General features: G+C 63.9%; 13 protein-coding genes. 4 read left to right on the forward strand and 9 right to left on the reverse strand.

Going from position 1 to position 22924, the window contains the following annotated elements:
* Positions 1-126: 126 nt before the first annotated feature.
* The 3 genes from cysS to ABD819_RS00160 form a co-directional block, all read right to left on the reverse strand.
* Positions 127-1680, reverse strand: coding sequence for a cysteine--tRNA ligase (gene cysS / locus ABD819_RS00150; protein ID WP_345119722.1), 1554 nt, complete (start codon positions 1678-1680; stop codon positions 127-129).
* A gap of 95 nt (positions 1681-1775) precedes the next feature.
* Entirely contained in the window at positions 1776-2141 is a 366-nt protein-coding gene (locus ABD819_RS00155) for a four helix bundle protein (protein ID WP_345119724.1), read from the reverse strand.
* A gap of 34 nt (positions 2142-2175) precedes the next feature.
* Positions 2176-3432, reverse strand: coding sequence for an endonuclease/exonuclease/phosphatase family protein (locus ABD819_RS00160; protein WP_345119725.1), 1257 nt, complete (start codon positions 3430-3432; stop codon positions 2176-2178).
* 211 nt (positions 3433-3643) lie between these two features.
* On the opposite strand from ABD819_RS00160, the gene ABD819_RS00165 reads away from it, so the two are divergent.
* Positions 3644-7180 (forward strand): DUF7948 domain-containing protein, encoded by a 3537-nt coding sequence (locus tag ABD819_RS00165; RefSeq protein WP_345119726.1) that lies wholly within the window; start codon positions 3644-3646, stop codon positions 7178-7180.
* Between the two features lie 185 nt (positions 7181-7365).
* Positions 7366-10710, forward strand: a complete 3345-nt coding sequence (locus ABD819_RS00170; protein ID WP_345119727.1) for a DUF7948 domain-containing protein — start codon at positions 7366-7368, stop codon at positions 10708-10710.
* 137 nt (positions 10711-10847) lie between these two features.
* Here the strand turns inward: ABD819_RS00170 and ABD819_RS00175 are convergent, their stop codons facing one another.
* From ABD819_RS00175 to ABD819_RS00190, 4 genes are all read right to left on the reverse strand, one after another.
* Positions 10848-12128, reverse strand: coding sequence for a lipopolysaccharide biosynthesis protein (locus ABD819_RS00175; protein ID WP_345119729.1), 1281 nt, complete (start codon positions 12126-12128; stop codon positions 10848-10850).
* A 249-nt stretch (positions 12129-12377) separates the two neighbouring features.
* Positions 12378-13616 (reverse strand): glycosyltransferase, encoded by a 1239-nt coding sequence (locus tag ABD819_RS00180; RefSeq protein ID WP_345119730.1) that lies wholly within the window; start codon positions 13614-13616, stop codon positions 12378-12380.
* Positions 13617-13797: 181 nt separating this feature from the next.
* Positions 13798-15528, reverse strand: coding sequence for a T9SS type A sorting domain-containing protein (locus ABD819_RS00185; RefSeq protein WP_345119731.1), 1731 nt, complete (start codon positions 15526-15528; stop codon positions 13798-13800).
* 129 nt (positions 15529-15657) lie between these two features.
* A complete protein-coding gene (locus tag ABD819_RS00190) occupies positions 15658-18507 on the reverse strand; it encodes a TonB-dependent receptor (RefSeq protein ID WP_345119732.1) in 2850 nt (949 codons plus the stop codon).
* 375 nt (positions 18508-18882) lie between these two features.
* Between ABD819_RS00190 and ABD819_RS00195 the strand changes: the two genes are divergently transcribed.
* Together ABD819_RS00195 and ABD819_RS00200 are read left to right on the forward strand one after the other, a co-directional pair.
* On the forward strand, positions 18883-19782 hold the full coding sequence (locus ABD819_RS00195) for a YicC/YloC family endoribonuclease (protein ID WP_345119734.1): 900 nt from the start codon (positions 18883-18885) through the stop codon (positions 19780-19782).
* 328 nt (positions 19783-20110) lie between these two features.
* Positions 20111-20647 carry a hypothetical protein gene (locus ABD819_RS00200; protein WP_345119735.1) on the forward strand — a complete coding sequence of 179 codons (537 nt, stop codon included), beginning with the start codon at positions 20111-20113 and terminating at the stop codon, positions 20645-20647.
* Between the two features lie 53 nt (positions 20648-20700).
* Here the strand turns inward: ABD819_RS00200 and ABD819_RS00205 are convergent, their stop codons facing one another.
* Positions 20701-22491, reverse strand: a complete 1791-nt coding sequence (locus ABD819_RS00205; protein WP_345119736.1) for a VanZ family protein — start codon at positions 22489-22491, stop codon at positions 20701-20703.
* 32 nt (positions 22492-22523) lie between these two features.
* Positions 22524-22904, reverse strand: a complete 381-nt coding sequence (gcvH, locus tag ABD819_RS00210; RefSeq protein ID WP_345120342.1) for a glycine cleavage system protein GcvH — start codon at positions 22902-22904, stop codon at positions 22524-22526.
* Positions 22905-22924: the final 20 nt, after the last annotated feature.

Genomic DNA, 22924 nt, shown 5'->3' on the forward strand with positions numbered 1-22924 from the left:
CTGAGCTTGCGAAGGACCTTATCGCGTCAGGAGGCATTTTGATTACTAATTCAATAAAGCGCTAACGTGATAAGGTCCTTCGCTGCGCTCAGGATGACAGACGAAAAACCCTATTCATACCCGCCTCTATTCCTCGCTGTAGGCCCACTCCACGCCGGCCTTGGTGTCTTTTATCACGATGCCCTGGCTTTTGAGGGCGGCCCGGATAACATCAACCTTGTCGTAGGCTTTGTCGGCTTTGGCTTCGGAGTAGAAGCCCAGCGTGAGGTTCAGCAGCTGCTCGGCGTTGGCGCGGGGCTCGTCGTGCAGGCCTAAGATGTCCTGCACGAAGGTGCGGTAGGTGGCGGCGGCCTGCGCCACGGCTTCGGCCCCAACTTCGGCCAGGGCGGCGGGCGTAGCGGCCAGGGTGTTGAAGCGCTTGAGCAGGTCGAACAGGGCGGCCAGGGCGCGGGGCGTGTTCAGGTCGTCGTTGAGAAATTCGGCGGGCTTGGCGGCGAGGGCCAGCAGCTGCGTTGCTTCAGCGGTTAGTGATGAATGGTTAGTGGTTAGTGGTTGGGGGTTATCCTCGTTCACCATTAACCGTTCACCACTAACCACTAATTTATCGAGCAACCGCAGGCCGTTCATCAGCTTGCGATAGCCTTTGCGGGCGGCTTGCAGGGCATCGTCGCTCACATCTACGGGCGAGCGGTAGTGGGCCTGCAGCAGGAAAAAGCGCACCACCATGGGCGAGTAGCCGAAAGCCAGCGGCCCGGTGGGGCCCTTGAACATATCGCCGAGCAGCACGAAGTTGCCCAGGCTCTTGCTCATCTTGGTGCCGTTCACGGTTATCATGTTGTTGTGCATCCAGATTCGCGCCTCGTCGGTGTGCGAGTGGCTGGCCTGGCTCTGCGCGATTTCGCACTCGTGGTGCGGAAACATCAGGTCCAGGCCGCCGCCGTGGATGTCGGAGAGGTCGCCGAGGTACTTGCGGCTCATGGCCGAGCACTCGAGGTGCCAGCCGGGGAAGCCCTCGCCGGGGGCAGCGCCCCAGGGCGAAGGCCAGCGCATGATGTGCTCGGGCGAAGCCTGCTTCCAGAGCGCAAAATCCAGCGGGCTGCGCTTCTCGCTCTGGCCTTCGAGGTTGGCGCGGGTGCCGGCCAGCTGGTCCTCAATGCTGCGGTTCGAGAGCTTGCCGTAGCGCCCCTCTTTATCGTGCTGTTCGTTGTATTTGGGCACATCGAAATACACCGAGCCGTTGGCTTCATAAGCCAGGCCGTTGGCGATGATTTCGGCAATTACCTGAATCTGCTCGATGATGTGGCCGCTGGCCTGGGGCTCGATATCGGGGGGCAGGCAGCCCAGGGCCAGCATGTGCTGGCGGTAGCGGTTCACGAAGTGCTGGGCCACCTGCATGGGCTCGATACGGGCTGCGCGGGCGGCTTTTTCCATCTTGTCCTCGCCGGTGTCGGCGTCGCTTTCGAGGTGGCCCACGTCGGTCACGTTGCGCACGTAGCGCACCTGGTAGCCCAGGTGGCGCAGGTAGCGCGTGAGCGCATCGAACACCACCGGCCCCCGGGCATTGCCCAAATGCGCCTCGCTATACACGGTAGGGCCGCACAGGTACACGCCCACCTGGGGCGGGTGCACGGGCTGGAATTCTTCTTTTCGGCGGGAGAGGGTATTGTAAAGCGAAAGCATAAAAATCAGTTAACAGTTATCAGTGAGCAGTTAACAGTTGCCGAAGGCGAGTAGAACAGCACTGATAACTGCTCACTGATAACTGTTAACTGAAATTATGCGCGGCCGCTTGACCGCAGGATGGAATAAAGAATACGGCAAAGTTGCTGGCAGTCGTCGTGTAAAGACAGAAACAATTTTTCTTCGATGTACCCAGCGGCCTGCAATAACCGAAGCCAATAGCTTGTCTCGCGGGCCTCCTTGTAGGCGATGGAAATCTTGCTGGTAAAATCAGCCATTGAGATAGCGCCGGTAGCTTCCTCTGCATTCGCACCTATCGATGTGGCGCTGCGAACCATCTGCTTGGAAACAATAAATTCCCGCTCGCTGGTTTGCAGGTACCGATGGAACTTCATCATCTGCACCGCGAAGGCAAAAGACTTTTGCAGCAGCGGTCCATCTTCATGCTTTGGCCTATCCATAGCCAAAACTACTAGCCAGCAAGTTCCCAACTGTTCACTGCTCACTGTTAACTGTTAACTGATAAAGCCCCTCGACCGGGAAATGGTCGCTCCACTTCATTTCGCGATGTACCTGGCAGCCGCGCACCTGCCACTGCGGGCCGGCAAACAGCTGGTCGATGCGCAGGCCGGGCAGGCGGCCGTTGTAGGTGAAGCCCGGGCCGAGGCCCACGGTGGCCCAGGCGTTCTGGAGGTGGTCGGCCAGCTGGTCGTAGGTGTAGGAATAGGGTAGGTCGTTGAGGTCGCCGGCCAGCAGCACGGGGTAGGGCGAGCGGACGATATGGGCCACCAGGGTATCGACCTGCGTGCCCCGGGCCACGGCCCCGTTGCGGAAGCGGCGCAGCAGGTTGGGCGCTTTTTGGCGGAGGCCGGCGCGGCTGGCGGTGGCGGTGGCAATGTCGGCATCGGCCATGGCCATGCTTTGCAGGTGCAGGTTGAACACCCGAATGGTATCGGGGCGGCCCCGGCCGGTGCGGGCGGCGGGGCGGGCCAGGTCGGCCCACATGGCGTGGTTTTGCGAGAGCTTGCCGAAGGGAATCACCCCGCGCCGCACGATGACGAAGCGCGAGAAAATGGCCATCCCGAACTCGGCCCCAATGGCATTGGTGAGCGTGGTGGACACGAAGGAGTGGCGGCCGCTGGCCCGGCCCAGGGCCCGCTCGGACCGAAACACGGCCCCGTCTTCCTTCGAGCCGCCCGGCTCGTTGTAGTATTCCTGCAGGCAGAGCACGTCGGCCGGGCTCTCGGCCAGCCAGCGGATGAAGCCGATGGAAGAGGTGTTTTTGGAATCGCGCAGCTGGGCATACACGTTGAAGATGCGAACGTTGGCCGAGAGCAGGCTCACTTCGTGAGGATGAGGAATGAAGAAGGAGGAAGGAGGAATTTTTATATCATCCAATTTCCTGCTCTGCCCTGGCTTGCGCCGTCCGTCGGCTCCCAATCCCTGCTGCTTCATTGGCTTGCGCCGTCCTTCGGTTCCTGATTCCTCATTACGCGGAGCGTGCAGCGCCAGCCCGCGCTGCACCTGCGGCCAGGTGAGGGCCAGCGCAATGACGGGCAGCAGGGCCACCCGCCAGTTGCGGCGCAGCCAGTAGAGGGCCAGCAGGGCCGTGGCCGCCAGCGCCACCGGCGTAGTGAGCGCCCCAAACATGACGGGCCAGAAAACCCGGACGGGCACCTGCTGGCAAGCAATGGCCAGCAGCAGCCAGGCCAGGGTCAGCAGGGTAATTTTGAAGGCAAAAGAGCGGCGCACGGCACAAGCAAGGAGGAGTCGCAAAGGTAGCGGCAGGGCAGCGAGGGCGCGGCGGGCCGGGGTTATTTATCTTTAAAGCCGGGTGGGTTGATGGGCGGCGTGGTTTGATTTTTGTGTGCCCGTAACTTCGCTCGGCCTGATGCTTTATGCCCGGCTTCGTGGTTCCTTTCCAACCATTCGCCTTCCACTTATTCGTCCTTCTGGTATTCGTATGACTACACGTTTTCGCTCATTCTACCGGCCCTGGCTGAAGCTGCTGCCCGGCTTGGCACTACTGGCCACTGCCGCGCAGGCGGCGCGCCCGGCTGCCGTGGAGCCCCGCTCGCCCAGCCTGGAATTCATTCAAAACAAAGGCCAGTGGGACAGCCGGGTGCGCTACGAAGCGGCCCTGCCCGCCGGCTGCCTGTATGTGCAGGCCGATGCCCTCACCTATAGCTTTCTGGACCCCGCCGCGCTCCGCAACCACCACGGCGGCGCGGCCCCGGTGGCCGCGCCGGCCGAGGGCATCGCGGGCCACGCCTACACCGTGCATTTCGAAAAAGCCAGTGCCCGCGCCCGCCTCACGGCCAGCGTGCCCACGGCCGGCGAGCGCAACTACTTCGTGGGCCAGGACGAAGCGCGCTGGGCCAGCCACGTGGGGGCATTCCGGCAGCTGCGCTACGAGGAGCTGTGGCCGGGCATCGACCTGACGCTGTACGAAAACGCCACCCAGCACCTGGAATACGACGTGCTGCTGGCCCCCCGCGCCAACCCCGCCCGCGTAGCCCTGCGCTACGACGGGGCCGCCGCCCTGGCCCTAGACGCGGCCGGCAACCTCGTCATCAAAACCACGGTGGGCACTACTACCGAGCTGGCCCCGCGGGCCTGGCAACTCTCGGCCGGCGGCCAGCGCCAGCCCGTGGCCTGCCGCTACGTGCTGCGGGGCCGCACCCTCAGCTTCGCGCTGGGGAGTTATGATAAGTCGCGGGCCCTGACCATCGACCCGACGGTGCAGTTCTCGACCCTGACCGGCTCGACGGCCGACAACTGGGGGTTTACGGCGACGTATGACGAGGCGGGCAACATGTACTCGGGAGGTATCGTGTTCAATACCGGGGGCTCATTTCCAGCCACGACGGGCGCTTTTCGCACCACCTTCGGCAGCATCGTTGACATGGCCCTCATCAAATACAACACCGCCACTACCGGCGCGGCTTCGCGGGTGTGGGCCACCTACCTGGGCGGCAACGAGGCCGATTTTCCGCACAGCCTGGTGGTGAACGCGCAGAACGAGCTGGTGGTGATGGGCAGCACGTCGTCGCTGAACTACCCCACCACGACCGGGGCGGCGCAGCGCACCTTCGGGGGCGGCTCGGTGCTGAACCCGTTTCGCGTGGGAGCCGGCAGCCCCGCCCACTACCTCATGGCCAATGGCTCGGACCTGGTGGTGAGTCGCTTCAGCGCCACCGGCAGCGCCCTGCTGGCCAGCACCTACCTGGGCGGCTCCGGCAACGACGGCGTGCTGAACCAGCCCGATGCCATCTCGGCCAACTACGGCGACCCGTTTCGCAGCGACGTGCTGCTCGACGGCGCGGGCAACGTGTACGTGGCGGCGGCCACCAGCTCCACCAACTTCCCCGGCGTGGGGCTGGGCTTCAACGGCACGTACCGGGGCGGGGCTTCGGATGCGCTGCTGTGCAAGCTGCCCCCGGCCCTGAACGCCGTGACCTGGGCCAGCCTGCTGGGCGGCAGCAATGCTGAGGCGGCCTACTCGGTGCAGCGCGACGCGCAGGGCCGGGTGTACGTGTGCGGCGGCACCACCTCAACCAACTTCCCGGCCACGGCCGGGGCCTACCGCCCCAGCTACCAGGGCGGCAGCACCGACGGCTTCGTGGCCCGCGTCAGCGCCGATGGCCGCACCCTGGAGCGGGCCACGTTCATCGGCACCAGCGCCTACGACCAGGCCCAGTTTCTCCAGCTTGATGCAACCGGCAACGCCTATTTATTGGGCCAGACGCTGGGCCAGCTGCCCATCACGCCGGGCCTGTACGGCAGCGCCAGCGGCCCGCAGTTTATCCAGAAGCTGAACCCCGACCTCACCGCCAGCCTCTACAACACGGCCTTCGGCCAGCGGGGCGGCTTCAACAACGGCCCCAACCTGGTGCCCACGGCCTTTTTGGTCGACGACTGCGAGCGGGTATACGTGAGCGGCTGGGGCGGCCTGGATAACGACCTGGGCGGCCAATGGCTGGGCGGCACCACCGCCGGCCTGCCCACGACGAGCACCGCCGTGCAGCGCACCACCGACGGCTCCGACTTCTACCTGGCGCAGTTCGCGGCCGGCATGCGCGGCCTGGAATACGCCACTTTCTTCGGCCAGCTGGGCGGCGTGGCCGAACACGTCGACGGCGGCACCTCGCGCTTCGACAAGCGCGGCGTGGTGTACCAGGCGGTGTGCGCCAGCTGCGGCGGGGCGCAGGGCTTCCCGGTGCCGGCGGGCGCGGGCAGCTACACCACCCGCAACGGCAGCAGCAACTGCAACAACGGGGCCTTCAAAATGAACTTCGAGATAATAAACGCCGACCCCGGCCCCCGCCGCTTCGTGTGCGTGGATGGCGGGCCCATCGTGCTGGGCGGCAGCCCGGCGGGCGGCGTGTGGGCCGGGCCGGGCGTGCAGGCCGGGGCGGGCGGGGGCTACCGCTTCGTGCCCGCCGCCGTGGGGCCGGGCCAGTACGGGCTGAGCTACACGGTGGCGGCCACCGGCACCTGCCAGAGCACGCGGACCGTGCGCTATGTGGTGGCCCCGCCCGTGGTGCCGGTGTTTGCGGCCGTGCCGCCGCAGTGCACCACGCTGAGTGCCGTGACGCTGGCGGCCACGCCGGCGGGCGGCACGTTCAGCGGCCCCGGCGTGTCGGGGGGGCGCTTCGACCCGGCCGCAGCCGGCGCGGGCGTGCACACGCTCACCTACGCCGTGAGCGACTCGCTGGGCTGCGGCATCATTACCCGGCAGGTGACGGTGGGCCGCCCCCCCACCCTCACGGCCGGCCCCGATACTACACTCTGCGCCGACCAGCGGCAGCCGTTTCAGCTGCGCGGCTTCACGCCGGCCGGCGGCACCTGGAGCGGAACGGGCGTGACGGCCAGCGGCTTTTTCACGCCGCCAAACACCAACAACCGGGGCGGCCTGTACCCGCTCACCTACACCTTCAGCCAGGGCCCCTGCCAGGCCACGGCCACGCGCACCGTCACCCTGGCCCCCACTTCCAACCAGAATGTGGGCCTGAACCTACCCGTGTGCGCCACCGCCCCGCAGTACGCCGGCCTCGCGCCCTTCGACTGCCCCCTCACGCCCGTGCTACTGACCCCCACGGCTACTTACCGCTGGGATTTCGGCGATGGCAGTCCCATCAGCGAGCTGCCCACGCTCACGCACCGCTACGAGCGGCCGGGCTTCTACCGCATTCAGCTCACGGCCCGCTACGCTAACTGTGAGGTCGTGACCGGCTTTGCTCCAATTGAAGTGGGCGAGGTGTTCGTGCCCAACATCATCACTCCCAACGGCGATGCCGCTAACCAGACTTTTCAGCCCCGCTTCAGCTGCCGCCCGGCCTCGCTGGAAGTGTACTCGCGCTGGGGCCAGCGCGTGTACCAGACCGATGACTACCGCAACAACTGGGACGCCTCGGGCCTGGCCGATGGCATCTACTACTACCTGCTGCGCGATGCCGACGACCGCCGCGTAAAAGGCTGGGTGGAAGTGCGGCGGTAAAGGGCGGTTGGCGCTGACGCGCCGCGGGAACGAGTACCCCGAATTTCCAATTCGGCCGCGGGAACGAGTTGTTTGAGCATCGTTCAGGCGGCCGAATTGGAAATTCGGGGTACTCGTTCAACACCTTTCGGCTGATGCAAAAACCGCTGCCTGGCGCTATCTTCCGTTCTCCCCATTCCATTCCCATGAAGCTACTTCTACCGTTTGCGATTTCTGCCGGGCTGCTGGCTCCCCGTGCCTTTGCCCAGCCCAGCGAGCACCCCGGCCCGGCCAATCACACGCTGGAATTTATCGAGAATAAAGGCCAGTGGGATGCCCGGGCCCGCTACGTGGCCCCGCTGCCCGGCGGCCGGCTCTTTGCCGAAACCGACGGGCTGACCTTTGCCCTGCTGGCCGACGGCGGCCCGGCCCAACATGGTCACCAGGGCCGAAACGAAAGCCCGCCTCCGCCTGGTCAGGCCGTGCGCGGCCACGCCTTCACCCTGCACTTTGAAGGAGCCCGGCCAGCCGCCATCACGGCCGAAACGCCCACCGCCGAGCACCGCAGCTATTTCCTGGGAAATGATGCCAAGCACTGGGCCGCCGATGTGCGCAGCTTCCGCACGCTGCACTACGCCGGCCTGTGGCCCGGCGTGCGGGCCCGCGTGTACGAAAGTGCCGACCAGCACCTGGAATACGACTTCGAGCTGGCCGCCGGGGCCAACCCGGCCGCCATTGCCCTGCGGCACGACGGGGCTGAAAGTCTGACCCTGGACGCCACTGGCAACCTCGTCACCAAAACCAGCGTGGGCACTGTGATGGAGCGCGCCCCCGTGGCCTGGCAAACCACGGCCGCCGGCCAGCGCCAGCCCGTGGCCTGCCGCTACGTGCTGGCGGGCCGGGTGGCGCATTTCGCGCTGGGCAAGTACGATACCACGCGGGCCCTCACCATTGACCCGGTGGTGGTATTCTCGACCTACTCGGGCTCAGTGGCCGACAACTGGGGCTTCACGGCGACGTATGATGCGCAGGGCAACCTGTACTCGGGCGGCATCGCGTTTGGGCCGGGCTACCCGGCTAGTCCGGGCGCGTTTCAAACGTCGTTCGCGGCGCTTATTGACATTGCCATCATCAGGTACAACACCAGCGTGAGCGGGCCGGCGGCGCGGGTGTGGGCCACCTACCTGGGCGGCAGCAGCGCCGATTTTCCGCACAGCCTGGTGGTGAATAACCAGGGCGAGCTGCTGGTGCTGGGCTCGTCGGGCTCGCTTAATTACCCCACTTCGGCCGGCGCTTTGCAACGCACATTCGGAGGCGGCAGCAGCACGGCCCCGCTCGGCTACGGCGCGCCCTACGACTCGCCCAATGGCTCCGACTTAGTGATTACGCGGCTGGCCGCCAACGGCGCGGCCCTGGTGGGCTCGACCTATCTGGGTGGCTCCGACAACGACGGCCTGCTGCCGCTCGACCCCAACCTGTCGTCGTTCAGCCCCACGCCGCAGCTGCCCCACAACTACGGCGACCCGTTTCGGGGGGATATTCTGGTGGATGCGGCCGACAACGTGTACATCGCCTCGCACACTACTTCGACCAATTTTCCGGTGGCGCGGGGCTTCTCGGGCACGTACCGGGGCGGCACCTCCGATGGCGTGGTGTGCAAGCTCACGCCCGGCCTCACGGCCCTGACCTGGGGCAGCTACCTGGGTGGCTCTGGGGCCGATGCCGCGTATTCCATTCAACTAGAGCCCGTCAGCGGCGACGTGTATGTGGCTGGCGGCACCCTCAGCCCGAACTTCCCGGTGACGGCCGGGGCCTACCGCACCACCCGGCCCGGCAATGTCGACGGCTTCGCGGTGCGCATCGCGGCCAATGGCACGGCGCTGCTGCGGGCCAGCTACGTGGGCACCGCCGCCTACGACCAGGCCTATTTCCTGCAGCTTGGCACCGATGGCGGCGTGTATCTGCTGGGCCAGACGCTGGGCCAGTTTCCGGTGTCGCCCGGCCTGTTCAGCACGCCCGTCGGCACACAGTTTATTCAGAAGCTGGATGCCAACCTGGGCCAGAGCCTGCTGGCCACCGCCTTTGGCAGCACCGACCCGGCCAATGCCGGCCGGGTAGCCCTCAACCCGACCGCCTTCCTCGTTGACCGCTGCGACCGGGTGTACGTGTGCGGCTGGGGCGGGCAGGTAAACGGCTGGACCGGCGGGGCCCCGGCCTCCTCGCCCTACCTGAGCGGTAACGGCAGTACCGACCGCCTGCCCCTCACGACCGATGCCGCGCAGTCCGTCACCGATGGCAGCGACTTTTACCTGGCGCAGTTTTCGGCCGGCCTCACGGCCCTCGCCTACGGCACCTACTACGGCAACTCCGACCCCAACAGCGGGGGCGAACACGTGGACGGCGGCACCTCGCGCTTCGACCCGCGCGGCGTGGTGTACCAGGCGGTATGCTCGTGCTTTTCGCGCACCGGTTTTCCCATTCCGCCCGGCGCGAACACCTACTCAACTGTGAATAACAGCAACTCTCCAGCCGCGGCGGGCTGCAATAACGCGGCGTTCGTGTTCAACTTCCAACCCAACATTGCCAATGCTGGGCCGGCCCAAACGCTGTGCGTGTCGGCCAGCCCACTGGCGCTGGTGGGCAGCCCCGCGGGCGGCGTGTGGGCCGGCCCGGGCGTGAGCGGCAGCGTGGCCACGGGCTTCGTGTTCACGCCCTCGCCGGCCCTGGTGGGCGTGAACGTGCTCACCTACACCGTGGTGAATACTGGCCTGTGCACCACCGTGGACACCCGCCGCGTGACGGTGGTGCCGGCGGTAACGGCCGGGGCCGATACCACGCTGTGCAGCAATACGGGCCAGTCGTTTGCATTGCGCGGCACCCCGGCGGGCGGCACTTTCAGCGGGATTGGCGTGAGCGGCAGCGTGGCCACGGGCTTCGTGTTCACGTCGCCCGTCAACTTCACCGGTACGCTCACCCTGACCTACACCGTTACCTCCACGGGCTGCGGGGGCAGCAACGCGGCTACCCGGCAGGTAACAGTGGCCCCGGTGCCGGTTTTGCGGCCGTCCTGGGCACCAGTGGCTTGTCCCGAAACCCGCCTTGCCCCGCTCACAGTGCGTTTCAGCCTGGGCGATATCGCCAGGCCGCCGGGCCTGACAGTGGTCTGGGATTTCGGCGATGGCAGCCAAAGTACCGAAGGCAGCCCCACGCACACCTACACTACGCCCGGCACCTACCAGCCCCGCGTGCGGGTACGCTACAACTCGGACCGCTGCGAGACCCAGGCCAACGCGCCCCTGGTAGTGGTCACGGAGCGCAAAATCCCCAACATCATCACCCCTAACGGCGACGACCAGAACCAAACTTTCAAAATTGGGCCCGACTGTACCCCGCGCCTACAGGTATTTTCCCGTTGGGGGCAGCAGGTGTTCAATTCGCCCGCCTATCACGACGAATGGGACGCCGCCGGCCACCCCGATGGCGTGTACTATTACCTCCTCTCCTACCCCGATGGCCACCGGGTGAAAGGCTGGGTGGAAGTGGTGCGGTAGTGGTTTCTGAAAGGGAATATGAAAACCACTGGCACGTCATGCTGAGCGTAGCCGAAGCATATCTACTGCGCAACTAATCAATGCTATGGCAACGAAGCGGTAGAGATGCTTCGGCTACGCTCAGCATGACCGTTTTTTTAGTTTTTATTCCCAATTTTCCCCACTACCCAGCGCACATCTGCCGGGCCGGGCAGCAGGGCGGCCCAGGTGGCTCCGGTGGCGCGGCGGTAGTGCCAGCCCAGGTAGGCCACACTAGCCGCGTAGGAAGCCGACATGCCCAGCGCCGCGCCCACCATGCCCAGGCGCGGCACCAGCAGCAGGCCCAAAGGCACCGTGACGGCCAGGCCCAGCAGGGCAGCGTAATTATTCACGCGGTAGCGGGCCGTACCGCTGAAGTAGGTGCTGGCCTGCATGCCCGCCCCGTTGATGAAGATGCCGGGAGCCAACGCCAGGATAACGCCGTGCGCCGCCCCAAACTCCGGCCCGAAAACAGCGGCCAGCCACCCGGCCGGCACGGCGGCCAGCGCCAGCACCGCCGCGCCCGTGGCCAGCAGCGTGAGGCGGCTGCCGCGCAGCGCCGCGTAGGTCTGCTCGCGCTGGTCGGCCGCGTTCACCAGGGCCACGTACTGAATGAGGGCCGTGCTGCGCGGAATCAGCCAGATGGCCTCGGCCAGAGCCACCCCGACCGAGAGGATGCCCAGCGCCCGGGCATCGGCCAGGTAGGCCACGGCATAGTAGCCGAAGCGGTAGTTGGCAAACGTGAGCAGGTTGGACAGCTGCGCGCCCCGGCTGTGGCGGGCCAGCTCGCGGGCGGCGGCGTAGCGACGGGCCCGGGTGGCCCCACCTGGCCGCAACGCCCGGGCATCGGGCAGCCGCAGCAGCAGCCCGGTGCTGAGGAGCCACGGCAGTCCGTACGCCACGTAGTTGGCATAGTAGTACGCCCGGATATCGAACCAGTGCGCCCCGGCAAAGGCCAGGGCCAGCGCCAGGGCCAGCAGCGCCGCCTGCACGGTGGTGAGCACGTTGTAGTCGCGCTCGCGCTTGCGGCCCAGCAGCAGAAACAGGTTGATGGAGAGCAGCACCTGCACCAGCGTCACGGCTCCGAGGTGCAGCGCGTAGGCCGGGCCTACGGGGCGCAGCAGGGCGATTGCGCCCGCGCCCAGCCCACTCACCAGCGCGGCCCAGGCGTAGGCCGGCGGCAGCAGGTGCCACACGTTGCGCCGGGGCACCAGGTATATCAGCGACGAGCCGCCCACCAGCCCCGATAGCAGCACCAGCCCCGACATATCGGTGAAAAACAGGCTGACCTGCCCACGCCCCGCCGCCCCCAAATACCGCGCCGTGAGCCACACCACCGCGAAGCTCAGCCCCGCCGTGAGGACCCGCGCCGCGAAATGCTGAAGTATGCGTTTTATCATGGGAGAAACTGCCGGCAAAGAACGACAAACTCCCCTCCTTTTTTAAGGAGGGGATGTTCGAGCCGCAGGCTCGGACGGGGGTGGTGAAATCGTTGAACGATGGCTGAACGATGGGGTGGCTGAACGATTTGTGGCGGGTGTCGTGCGGGTGTCGTTGGCTACGCCGACCTTCGGTTCAACGACTTCACCACCCCCGTTTCAGCTTTGCTGAAACATCCCCTCCTTAAAAAAGGAGGGGAGTTTGCCGTTCTATTCCTCATCCAGCACCTGCCGGTACACCGCCCCGAATGCCTGCCCCACGGCCACCGGCGCGCAGCGAACGGCGACGTCGGCCCGCAGCCGGGCGGCATCAAAAGTGGTGGTGCCGCTGAGCACGGCCGTCAGGGCGACTTCCAGGCCGGGCTCATCGTCGGGGTTCACCAGCAGGCCGAAGGTGTTTTCGGGTTGGAAAAGCTCGGGCACGCCGCCGGTGCGGGTGGCTACTACGGGGCAGCCGCAGGCCCGCGCTTCCAGCAGCACGCAGCCGAAGGTTTCGGCGCGGCTGAAGGAGACCAGCGCGGTGGCGCGGGCCATCTCGGCGGCCACGGCCGCGTGCGACAGCTTACCCAGGAAAATGACGGTGCCATCGGCCAGCAGGCCCAGGGAGGCCGCGTATCCATGGAGATAAACTTCATCGGGCCCGTAGCCGACGATGCGCAGACGCAGGCCGGGCCAAACGGCTCGCAGCCGCACCACCACCCGCAGCACGCCGGAGAGGTTTTTTACCTGGTCGTGAAAAGCCGAAACATGCAGCAGCGTTGGGGCAACCAAGGATTTATCAGCCACCGCCGAAACGTGCGCTACCTGGGCTTTGGGCAGTTTTTCAGGGTGAAACAGGTCCGTATCCACCACATTGGCAATGACGACGGAGTTCGGATTGACAAAGCCCAGCGCCGCCATGGCATCGCGCAGCCCCCCCGATACCGTGTGCAGCGCCGCCGCCCGCCGCACCACCGCCCGCGTGAGCACCCGCCGCAGCCCCGAGATGCCGCCCGCCCGCAGGGGCAAGTACAGCGTCCAGTGCTCGGTGACGATGAACGGAATGCCGCGCACGGCTTGCAGCGCCCACGCGAATAAGCCCGTGCGCAGCAGCACGTGCACGTGCACCAAATCGGGCGCTTGGCCGCCCCAGTGCTGCCGCAGCCGCCGGTAGCCGCGCCGCAGGCACCAGAAATACAGCAGCAGCTTCAGCGGCTTGTCGAGTAGGGCCAGGCCGGTGGGGGCGGCGCGGTAGTAGTAGCGCAGCGTGGGCCAGGGGCCGGTGAAATCCTCCTCCGCATCAATCAGCCCCGGCAGCGGCCCGCGGGCCACAGCGGCAAACAGCACGGCTACTTCCGCGCCGCCGTGGGCGGCGATGGCCGCTACGTGCCGGCCCACGAAGTCCCCGTCCTGGTCGTCGTAGCGGTGCGGGTACCACTTGGGCAGCATCAGCACGCGGGGCGTTTTCAATGAAGAATAAGAAATGAGGAAGGAAGAATGAGGAATTACCAACAAAGTAAGTCCTGGCTCACTGCTTCCGAAAAAAAGAATGGCCTGCCCCGTTGCCGGACCAGGCCATTCATAAACTATAACTACGATAATCAACTCATTATCATCTCAATAATCCAGTAATCTGCATAATCTGCGGTTATTACTTGGTCACCACGAAGCGGACCGACTGCACGGCATCGCCGGTGGCCACGGTGGCTACGTACACGCCGGGGGCGAGCGTAGCGGGCAGCAGCAGGCGCTGCGGGCCGGCGGCCAGCTTGCCGGCGTTCAGCACAGTGGCCACCGAGCGGCCCATCATGTCTACCACGCGTACGGTGGCGGTAGTGGCGCGGGTCACGTCGAAGCCCAGCGTGGCGGCGGCGCCGTCGGTGGGGTTAGGCGATACGGAGAGGGCTTGCAGCGGGGCGTTGGCCACTTCGCGGGTGGCCAGCGTTTGGCCAGCCACGTTGTAGCAGGTAATCTGGGGGTTGAAGTTCACCCAGCCGGTAGCCCAGTTGGTGGCTCCGAAAGCACCGCGGTAGGTTACTACGTCGAAGGTGCTGTTCGGGCCGCCGTTGCCGGCACCGGTTAGTTTGGCATTGGTGAAGGCCGCGCCGGTGTTCAGCAGCGAAGCAGCGGGCAGGTTGAAAGCAGGAGCGCAAGACTTGTTGACGGCGCTGCACACGCCTTCGAAAGCGAAGTTGTCGGCGTTCAGGCCCAGGGCGGCCACCGTGCGGGTAGTGTCGCTGTTGGCACCTACGAAGGCGTTGATTCTAAAGCCGGCCAGGGCCCCGCCCGTGGCGCGGGCCGCGCGGGGGCTGTAGCCGGCCAGCACGTTGTTCTGGAAAGCCAGCAGGCCCGACTGGGCATTGTTCTGGGTGTTGCCACTCGCGCCGCTGTTCAGCTCCAGGCCGAAGGGACGGCCGGCGAAAACCGAGTTAAAAATGCTCTGGGCCGAGTTGCGGCGAATCTGCGCCGCGTTGGCATTGGCGAAGGGGGAGGCGGCGGCCGGCGTGGTGGGCATAAAGATGCTCATGTTGGCGAACACGGCCGAGGTCTGCGGAGCGTTGTTGGTGCCGGTGGCGTCGTTGTCGCTTTCAAAGCCGTTGGAAATACCGCCCGTGGCGATGTCGCCGCGGCGCGGGTCGCGCAGGCCCACCCCGTATTGCACGCGGCCCGAAAAGCCGTTGTCGGTATCAAAATCGTCGTCGGTGCCGGCCAGGGCAATCAGGTACTTGGCGTTCACGGTGCCGCCGAACCATTCGAAGGAGTCATCGCCCGAGCCCGTCACCTGAACGTGGTCGATGGTGGTGCCCGAACCCACGCCGCACAGCGTCAGGCCGTTGATTTCGCTGTTGGGCAGGAAGGCCACGCCGGGGTATTCGATGCGCACGTAGCGGATGATACCGGAGTTGTCGGCCGGCAGGTTGGCCGAGGGGCCGCCGAACGTCGCCACCACGCCGCCTTCGACGTTGGTGACGGCCGGCAGGTTGACGGGGGCCCGGCCTACAATGATGAGGCCACCCCAGTCACCAGGGGCCCGCGAGCCGGCGGGCTGGTTTGAGGTGAAGACGATGGGCTGCGTGGGCGTGCCGTCGGCGATGAGCACACCGCCCTGGCGGATGATGAGGGCCCCCTTGTTGGGCAGGCTGCCCTTGATGATGGTGCCCGGCTGGATGGTCAGGGTCACGCCGCTGTTCACGTACACGAAGCCGTCGAGCAGGTAAATGTTGTTGCGGGTCCAGGTCGTGTTGCTGGTGATTTCAACCCCAGTCGTCACCGTGCTGCCGAGGCCGATGGCCACCACCGCGCCCGCGGCGGGGCAGGGTGTTTGAGCGCGGGCAGCGAGGCTGGCCAGAGCGAGCAGGGCCGGGAGTAGTAGCTTTTTCATATGCGAGAGGGGGATGAAAATGAGCAGCGAAACTTGATGCCACAAAGGTCCGAAAATAGAACGGCCACCGGAACCCGGTGGCCGTTATCTTATTGTCCGTCTTGGTTTAACAAATTGTTACGGGCCCGACTAAAAGCGGTACGTGAGGCCCAGCGTGGAGTAGGTGCCGCGGCGGTAGCGGTTGAACGAGGCCTCGTTTTCGATGCCGTTGATTTTGCCGTTGCGGTCGAAGTCGTAGTTCTGGCGCACCAGCTGGTTCAGCAGGTTCTGCACCCCGGCGCGCACCTCAAAGTGGGTGCCGATGCCCTTGGTCACGGCCAGGTCCACCACGTGGCGGGGCAGCTCGATGATGGAGGGGTTGTTGAGCTTGTCGCCCACGAAGGAGATGCGCGGCCCGATGACGTTGTACTGCGCCGATACCTGCCAGTGGCTGTCGTCGTCCTGGTAGAAAACCCCGGCGTTCACCACGTAGGGCGACTGCCCTTGCAGGGGCCGGTTGGCGAGGGCAAAGCCGGTGTTGCCGCTCGCGGCGGTGTCGACCTGCACCCGGCTCTTAATCAGCGAAGCGTTCAGGATAAACGAAATCCGCTCCAGAAACCGGTTTTCGGTGAGTCCCACCAACGATTTGCGGGCTTCCACTTCCACGCCGAGGTCGTAGGCTTTAGGGGCATTTTGGTACGTCAGGTACAAGTCGCTGCCGGTTATCGAGGTGGTCATCTGCTCGATAGCGTCGGTGAAGTGCTTGTAGAACACGCCCACCGATACCATTTCCGAGCGGGTGGGGTAAAACTCATAGCGCAGGTCGGCGTTGTAGATTTTGGCCGTTCGCAACGAATCGGAGCCCTTCACGAAGAAGTTGTTGTTGAAGTCGTAATAGTTGTACGCCGCCACTTCCCGGAACTCGGGGCGGTTCACGGAGATGCTGCCGCCGGCGCGCAGCAGGTGTTGCTCGTTAAAGTTGTAGGTGGCGTTTAGCGACGGCAGGAAGAAGGTCCGTTTCTCCTCGTACGGCTTGTTCGTTCCGCCCGATTCCAGAAACTTACGGTTGTACTCCACGCGCACCCCGCCAGTCAGGTTAAACTTGTCGGAGAGCGGGGCCACGCCGCCCACGTAGCCGGCAGCCAGGGTGTTTTCGCCGGTGTAGCGGTCAAAATCGTTGGTGTTTTCCTTCAGCACGAAGCCCGTGGTGGTGTTCAGGTTTTCGGGGTTGAAAATGGTGGACAGCGGCTGGCTGCCAATGGCCGGGTCGAGGCGGCCTGCCCGGGTGTAGTTGAAAATCCGGCTGTCGTAGTTGCGCTTCTTTTGCTCGGTGTAGAAGCCCACCCGCAGCTTGTAGAGGTTGGCGCTGAGCGTGTCGCGGCCCGCGAAGCGACGCTCGGCCTGGCCGCTGGCCATGTAGGTATTCTCGTTCAGGGTGGCGAAGAAGCGCGAGCTGGTCTGCGGCACGCTGTTCACCTGCACTTCAAACGGGGCCGGGTTCATTTCGCCGGGCTTGGTGGCGTCGTAGAGGCGGGTTTGCTGGTTCTGGCGGTAGTCGGGCTCGCTGCGGTTCACGTAGTTGTAGCCGGTGGCCCAGGTGAGGGTGGTGCGGTTGGCCGGGCCCACCTCGTGGGTGCCGCCCAGCTGGCCCGAATAGATGCTGCGGCTCTGGTAGTGCAGGCTGTAGTCGTTGTGCTCCAACCCAATATCGGGCACCTCGCTGTAGTTCGGGCCCCGGCGATTCACCACCTCGTCGGTACCGTATTGGTTGAAGAAGTTGCGGAACTCCAGGCGGTTGCGGTCGTTGAGGCGCACCTGGTAGTTGTGAATCACGCCCAGCCGCACCGCCGACAGCGAGCGGGTGTCCTGGTAGCGGAACTGCGGCAAGGGCATCAGGTCCGGAAATTTGGGGTCGTAGAAGTCGTAGCGCTGGCGCTCCGACGTGTACTGCTCCTGTGTGTTGGAATACGAAATGGACGTCACGTTGCTCACGTACACCTTCCCGATTTCAAACTTGCGGTTGATGCCCAGCGAAAAGCGCAAATCGGGCCGCGAGGTGATGGAGCGGGGCAGAAACTCATTGCGCAGCGAGGTGCGGTTGGCTGCCAGCTCCTGGGAGGTGGTCGCGGCGTTGGGCGTCAGGTTTCCGAGCAGTCCCGGAATGCTGCGCTGCCCGTTGTCGAAGCCCAGCAAGTCGGTTGAGCTGTGGTTGGTGCTCAGGAAGCCGTCTTTAAAGGTATTGGTGCTGCGCGCCCAGCCCGACACCGAGAGCGAGGTGCTGTTTTCCAGCACGCTGTTCTTGGTGTACACCTTCACGATGCCGCCGCCGAACTCGCCCTGCAGTTCCGGCGCGCCACTCTTGAAAATCAGCACCCGGTCAATCACCGAGCTGGGCAGGATATCGAACGAGAACGAGCGGGTGTCCGTCTCGGCGCTCGGCGTGAGGGCGTCGTTCAGCAGCACCGTGTTGTAGCGCTCGGCCAGGCCGCGGATGACGATGAAGTTGTTGTTTTGGATGGTTACGCCCGGAATGCGCTTCACCACTTCGGCCGCGTCGCGGTCCAGGGTGCGTACTATCTGGTCGTTGCTCATGCCGCTCACCACCACCTCACTTCTGCGCAGGTCCTGAATCAGGGCCACTTCGGTGCCGGTCTGCTTCACGCCGGTCACGGTCACTTCGGTCAGGCTGGTGGCGCTTTCTTCCATCGCGCCGTTGAGGGTGGTAGTTTCGCCGCTTTTCACCACGATGCCCGGGAAGGTGAGCGGCTTGTAGCCCACGTAAGTCATCGTGATATCGTAGGTGCCGGGGTCCAGCGGCAGGGTGTAGGAGCCGTCCACGTTCACGGGGGCGGCCTGGGTGGTGCCGGTCACCAGCACGGTGGCGCCGATGACGCCCTCGCTGGTCTTTTTATCCGTGACTTTTCCGGATAGTGTGCCCTGCTGGCCAAAGGCCAACGTATTCAGCCACAACACAAAAAATCCTAGTAGGGCAAAGCGCATACAACGAAAGTTGGTTTTACGGTACAAAAGTACCGGGGCCCTATTATGACAACATAGCCGGATGGTTATGATATTGTTACTGCCTATTCCATCGGTTTTTAACACCGGTTGGAGGAATTACTTTTGCGGCCTTTTTTGAATCACGGATTGGTCGGATTTTTCACGGATTACGCGGATTTTGTGGACGGCCAGGGCTTTGGGGACGGGCAAGGGGTGCAGGCGGCCTGAAAGCTGTTCCTTTACATCGGATGCGTTAACCCGTGCATTGCCAGTCTGCGAGAACCCGCACGTTATTACCCGCCCATTGCTTACTCACTACTCACTGTTAACTGCTCACTGTTAACTACTCCCTGTTAACTGCTAATTGATTCCCCGATGCTTCTATCCATGACCGGCTACGGCCAGGCCCACCGCGAAACCGACAGCTACACCGCCACCGTCGAGTTAAAGTCCGTCAATTCCAAAACCTTCGACCTCACGCTACGCCTGCCCCGGTTTCTGCAGGCCCACGAGCTGGAAGTGCGCAACACCGTGGCCAAAGCCCTGCTGCGCGGCAAAATCAACCTCAACCTGGATTTTGCGCGGCCCGTCGTCACCCGCACCGCCACCGCGCTCAACAAGGAAGCCCTGGTGGCCGCCTACCAGGAGCTAAAAACCATTGCCCAAAGCCTGGGCGTGCCCACCGGCGAAGACACCCTGCTGGCGGCGCTGCGCCTGCCGGGCGTTATCCCCAGCGCCACCGAGGCCCGCGAGGCCGAGCCCCTGGCCGAAGACGTAACCTGGGTGGAGATGCAGCCCCTGCTGGCCGAGGCCCTGGCAGCCATGCAGCAGTTCCGGCAGGACGAAGGCCGCACCCTCACCACCGAGATTCTGACCTACGTGGCCACCATCCGGCAGCAGCTGGCCGCCGTCGAGCAGCACGACCCCGCCCGCATCGAGCACGTACGCCAGCGCCTCACGGCCCACCTGGCCGAGCTCAGCAGCCACGAGCAGTTCAACGCCACCCGCTTCGAGCAGGAAGTGCTGTACTACATAGAAAAGCTGGACATTGCCGAGGAGAAGGTGCGCCTGGCCGCCCACCTGGCCTACTTCCAGCAGGCCGTGCTGCAACCCGACGAGGCCGTAGGCAAGAAGCTGGGGTTCCTGGCCCAGGAAATTGGCCGTGAAATCAACACCATCGGCTCCAAGGCCAATGATGCCACCGTGCAACACCTGGTGGTGGGCATGAAAGAGGAGCTGGAAAAAATAAAAGAACAATTAAATAACATCCTCTAGCGGGCCGGGTTATTGGCTGCCTTTCGCAGACTTCAGCCTTGCTGTTTTTCCGGAATTTTGGGCATGATTTTGCATTATCTCATTAAAATTCGCAATCAAACATCTACATAACGCTGTTTGACTACGATTTTATATTTCAGTCAATGCCCACGGCGGGCCCTTCCCAACCAGCAGAATATTAAGACTTTATTGACTTATTAAGCGCTGCCCTTGGGCGCTATGAAAAATAATCGCAATATTTGTTGTCCAAAAGTTGTAAACCTGAATATTGTATCTAACTTGGCCTAACCAAGAAGCGCTAGTTACTCACCTCCTTATCCCCATTAGCATGAAATCTACATTTTTACTCTGTATCCTGGGACTGTTACTCACGGCCGCACGTCCCGCATCCGAAATCGAGCTGGTAAAAAAACGCGTGCTCAGCGAGCGAGTGGAAATCCTGATTCCCAAAGGCTTCGAAGTAATGAGCGAGCAGCAGATGGACTTTGCCTACGCCAAAGCCCAGAGCCGCCCCAGCGTTATCTTCACCAACAACAACCTCATTACCCTCGCCTTCAACTACAGCGACAACGATTCGGACCAGGACATGGTCGATATCTACGCCGCCTCGTTCGGCAAGACCTACCACAAGCAGTACAAGGACGCTACCTGGTTCGGCGATGGGGTGAAAAACATCAACAACCGCAAGGTGGGCTACCTCGAATTCATGAAGCCTGAAATGGGCCACGAGGTGTACACGCTGGTGTTCTTCACCGATGTAGAGGGCAAACTGATGATTTGCACCTTCAACTGCGCCGACCGTCAGAAGCCCGAGTGGGAGCCCATTGCCAAGCAAATCATGCTCTCGCTGAAAGCCAAAGGCTAGGCAGTTAAGAGTTAAGAATAAGGTCGGTGGTTGAACGCAGGTTCGGCCACCGACTATTTTTTTGCGGCTGGCGCGGCCCCCAGCTCCCCCAGGAAATCGCGCACCAGCCCGAACGCCCCCGCGAAACCAGCCAGTGATAAGGCCGCCGGCTTATCGTTCACATCATGGTAGGCTGCGCTGCCGCCGCGGGTGTAGATAAAGAAGGCCGGCACGCCCGCTTCGGAAAAGGGAAAGTGGTCGGAGTTGGCGGCGCGGCCGCGGGCCCCCAGGGCGGGCAGGTAGTGGTAGGCGTTGTTGAGCGCCAGCAGGCAGCGGAAGGGCGCTTCAAATACGCGGCCGTTGACGACGGTCGCGCCTTCTTCGCCGGTGCCCAGCAGGTCGAGGTTGACCAGGAATTTGATGCGGGCAAGCGGCACCAGCGGGTGCGCCACGAAGTAGCGCGAGCCCACCAGCCCGGCTTCCTCGGCCCCGAAGAGCAGGAACACCACGGAATAGGCGGGGCGGTTTTCGGGGCGGGCGTAGTGGGCGGCCAGTTCCAGGAGCAGGGCCACACCGCTGGCATTGTCGTTGGCCCCCGGGAAATAGGTGTTGCGGCCCATCCTGCCCAGGTGGTCATAATGCGCCGACACGACGAGGAAGGAATCGGGCTGCGCGGTGCCCCGAATGACGGCGGCCAGGTTCTGAGTTTGGTAGTTGCGCTGGAGTTGGGCATCGACTTGCAGTGTTAACAGGTCTTCGGGGTATTCTGGGTTCAGCGGGTACCATGTAACTGGCTCATTGAGGGCTTCAATGTGGATGCCTGCGACCTGGGCCGGTGCGAGGGACGCAGTTAGCTTGGGGACCAACACTATGCGATTAGGCAAGGAATCCAGCGTTTGACGCAACGCTGGTGGTAACGTTGGTAAACGCTGCACATCTCGAGCGGTAAGCACCAGAAAAGGCGGGGTTCCTAGCGTTGATAGCCAGTGCCAAGCGCGTCGCTGCAAGGCTTGCTGAGCAGAGGCCTGAAAGAAGCAGAGGGTATCCAGTCGAAGTGCCGAGGTGGTCAGCAAACCCGAGGTGCCCTTTGATTCAGAGGCGACAATGAACTCTGCTCCAGGCACAAGTTCTTTGGTAACCACTTTGTCCAGGGTGACAACGTGAGTGACTGATAATGCTACGGTACCCGGAAATGTGTTCACATCCAGCGTAAACGGCTGGGTGTAGTTCGGGGCCAGCGGTTCCAGCTTCAGCTCGCGCAGGCGGCCGCGCAGGTAGGCGGCGGCTTTGTGCTCGCCCTGCTGCACATAGCCGCGCCCGTGCAGCTCCGGCGCGGCCAGCTTCTCGATGGTGCGGCGAGCGCGGGGAATATCCTGCGCCGGGGCTCCAATCGCGGGCAGCAGCGCGCCCAACAGCAGCAGGGGTACAATGGGCAACTGAAGCGGCTCGCGGCGGCGCGCAGCCCACAACGTGGCTACGCCCACCGCCAGCGCGGCCCCAATGGCGTCGCTCAGCAAATCGGTCCAGTCGCCGTGGCGGCCCAGGTGCATGTGGTGTTGCAACAATTCAATAAGGCCGCCGAACAGGACGCTGACCAGCAAAGCGGCTGCTCCGGCGTGCCGGGCTAAAAGGGGCCACCGGCTTTGGTGGCGTAATGAAAACCTGCTTAGCCCCGCCAAAACGACAAACACGCCCGCATGGGCGGCCGTGTCGAAAGACAGCAGCTCCCAAACGGGCGTGACAGGCATATCGGCCGCCGGGGTGAGGGTGAGGACCAGCACCAGGGCGGCCCACAGCAGCGGTAGGGCAGCGAAGAAGCGACACGAGGGCTTTGGCTGGGGCGGCGTGCGGGAGGAAATCGGCATGACGACGCCCAAGCTAAAGCATGTGCTACCGACTACGCGCCGACCAGCTCGCCGTAGGCTTCGGCGGTCAGCAGCTCTTTCAGCTCCTCGGGCTTGGTGATGGAGATTTTTACCATCCAGCCGTCGCCGTAGGGGTCGGAGTTCACGGTTTCGGGGGCATCGGCCAGCTGGCTGTTTATTTCCAGCACGGTGCCGGTGATAGGGCTGAACAGGTCGGACACCGTTTTCACGGCCTCCACGGTGCCAAACACGGCGTGCTGGGCTACGTCTTTGTCGAGGGTATCAATATCGACGTACACGATGTCGCCCAGCTCCTTCTGAGCGTGGTCGGTGATGCCGACGTAGGCAACGTCGCCTTCGACGCGAATCCATTCGTGGTCCTTGGTGTAGTGCAGGGTGGCGGGCAGGTTCATCTGGTCAATGAGTGAATGAG

This window comes from Hymenobacter antarcticus (assembly GCF_039539545.1).
In the GTDB taxonomy this organism is placed as follows: domain Bacteria; phylum Bacteroidota; class Bacteroidia; order Cytophagales; family Hymenobacteraceae; genus Hymenobacter; species Hymenobacter antarcticus.

Excerpts from the sequence above, each read along its gene's own strand:
- ABD819_RS00155 (WP_345119724.1), bottom strand. The coding sequence starts at position 2,141 with ATGGATAGGCCAAAGCATGAAGATGGACCGCTGCTGCAAAAGTCTTTT.
- ABD819_RS00170 (WP_345119727.1), top strand. The coding sequence starts at position 7,366 with ATGAAGCTACTTCTACCGTTTGCGATTTCTGCCGGGCTGCTGGCTCCC.
- ABD819_RS00205 (WP_345119736.1), bottom strand. The coding sequence starts at position 22,491 with ATGCCGATTTCCTCCCGCACGCCGCCCCAGCCAAAGCCCTCGTGTCGC.
- ABD819_RS00200 (WP_345119735.1), top strand. The coding sequence starts at position 20,111 with ATGAAATCTACATTTTTACTCTGTATCCTGGGACTGTTACTCACGGCC.
- ABD819_RS00190 (WP_345119732.1), bottom strand. The coding sequence starts at position 18,507 with ATGCGCTTTGCCCTACTAGGATTTTTTGTGTTGTGGCTGAATACGTTG.
- ABD819_RS00195 (WP_345119734.1), top strand. The coding sequence starts at position 18,883 with ATGCTTCTATCCATGACCGGCTACGGCCAGGCCCACCGCGAAACCGAC.
- ABD819_RS00185 (WP_345119731.1), bottom strand. The coding sequence starts at position 15,528 with ATGAAAAAGCTACTACTCCCGGCCCTGCTCGCTCTGGCCAGCCTCGCT.
- cysS (WP_345119722.1), bottom strand. The coding sequence starts at position 1,680 with ATGCTTTCGCTTTACAATACCCTCTCCCGCCGAAAAGAAGAATTCCAG.
- ABD819_RS00175 (WP_345119729.1), bottom strand. The coding sequence starts at position 12,128 with ATGATAAAACGCATACTTCAGCATTTCGCGGCGCGGGTCCTCACGGCG.
- ABD819_RS00165 (WP_345119726.1), top strand. The coding sequence starts at position 3,644 with ATGACTACACGTTTTCGCTCATTCTACCGGCCCTGGCTGAAGCTGCTG.
- gcvH (WP_345120342.1), bottom strand. The coding sequence starts at position 22,904 with ATGAACCTGCCCGCCACCCTGCACTACACCAAGGACCACGAATGGATT.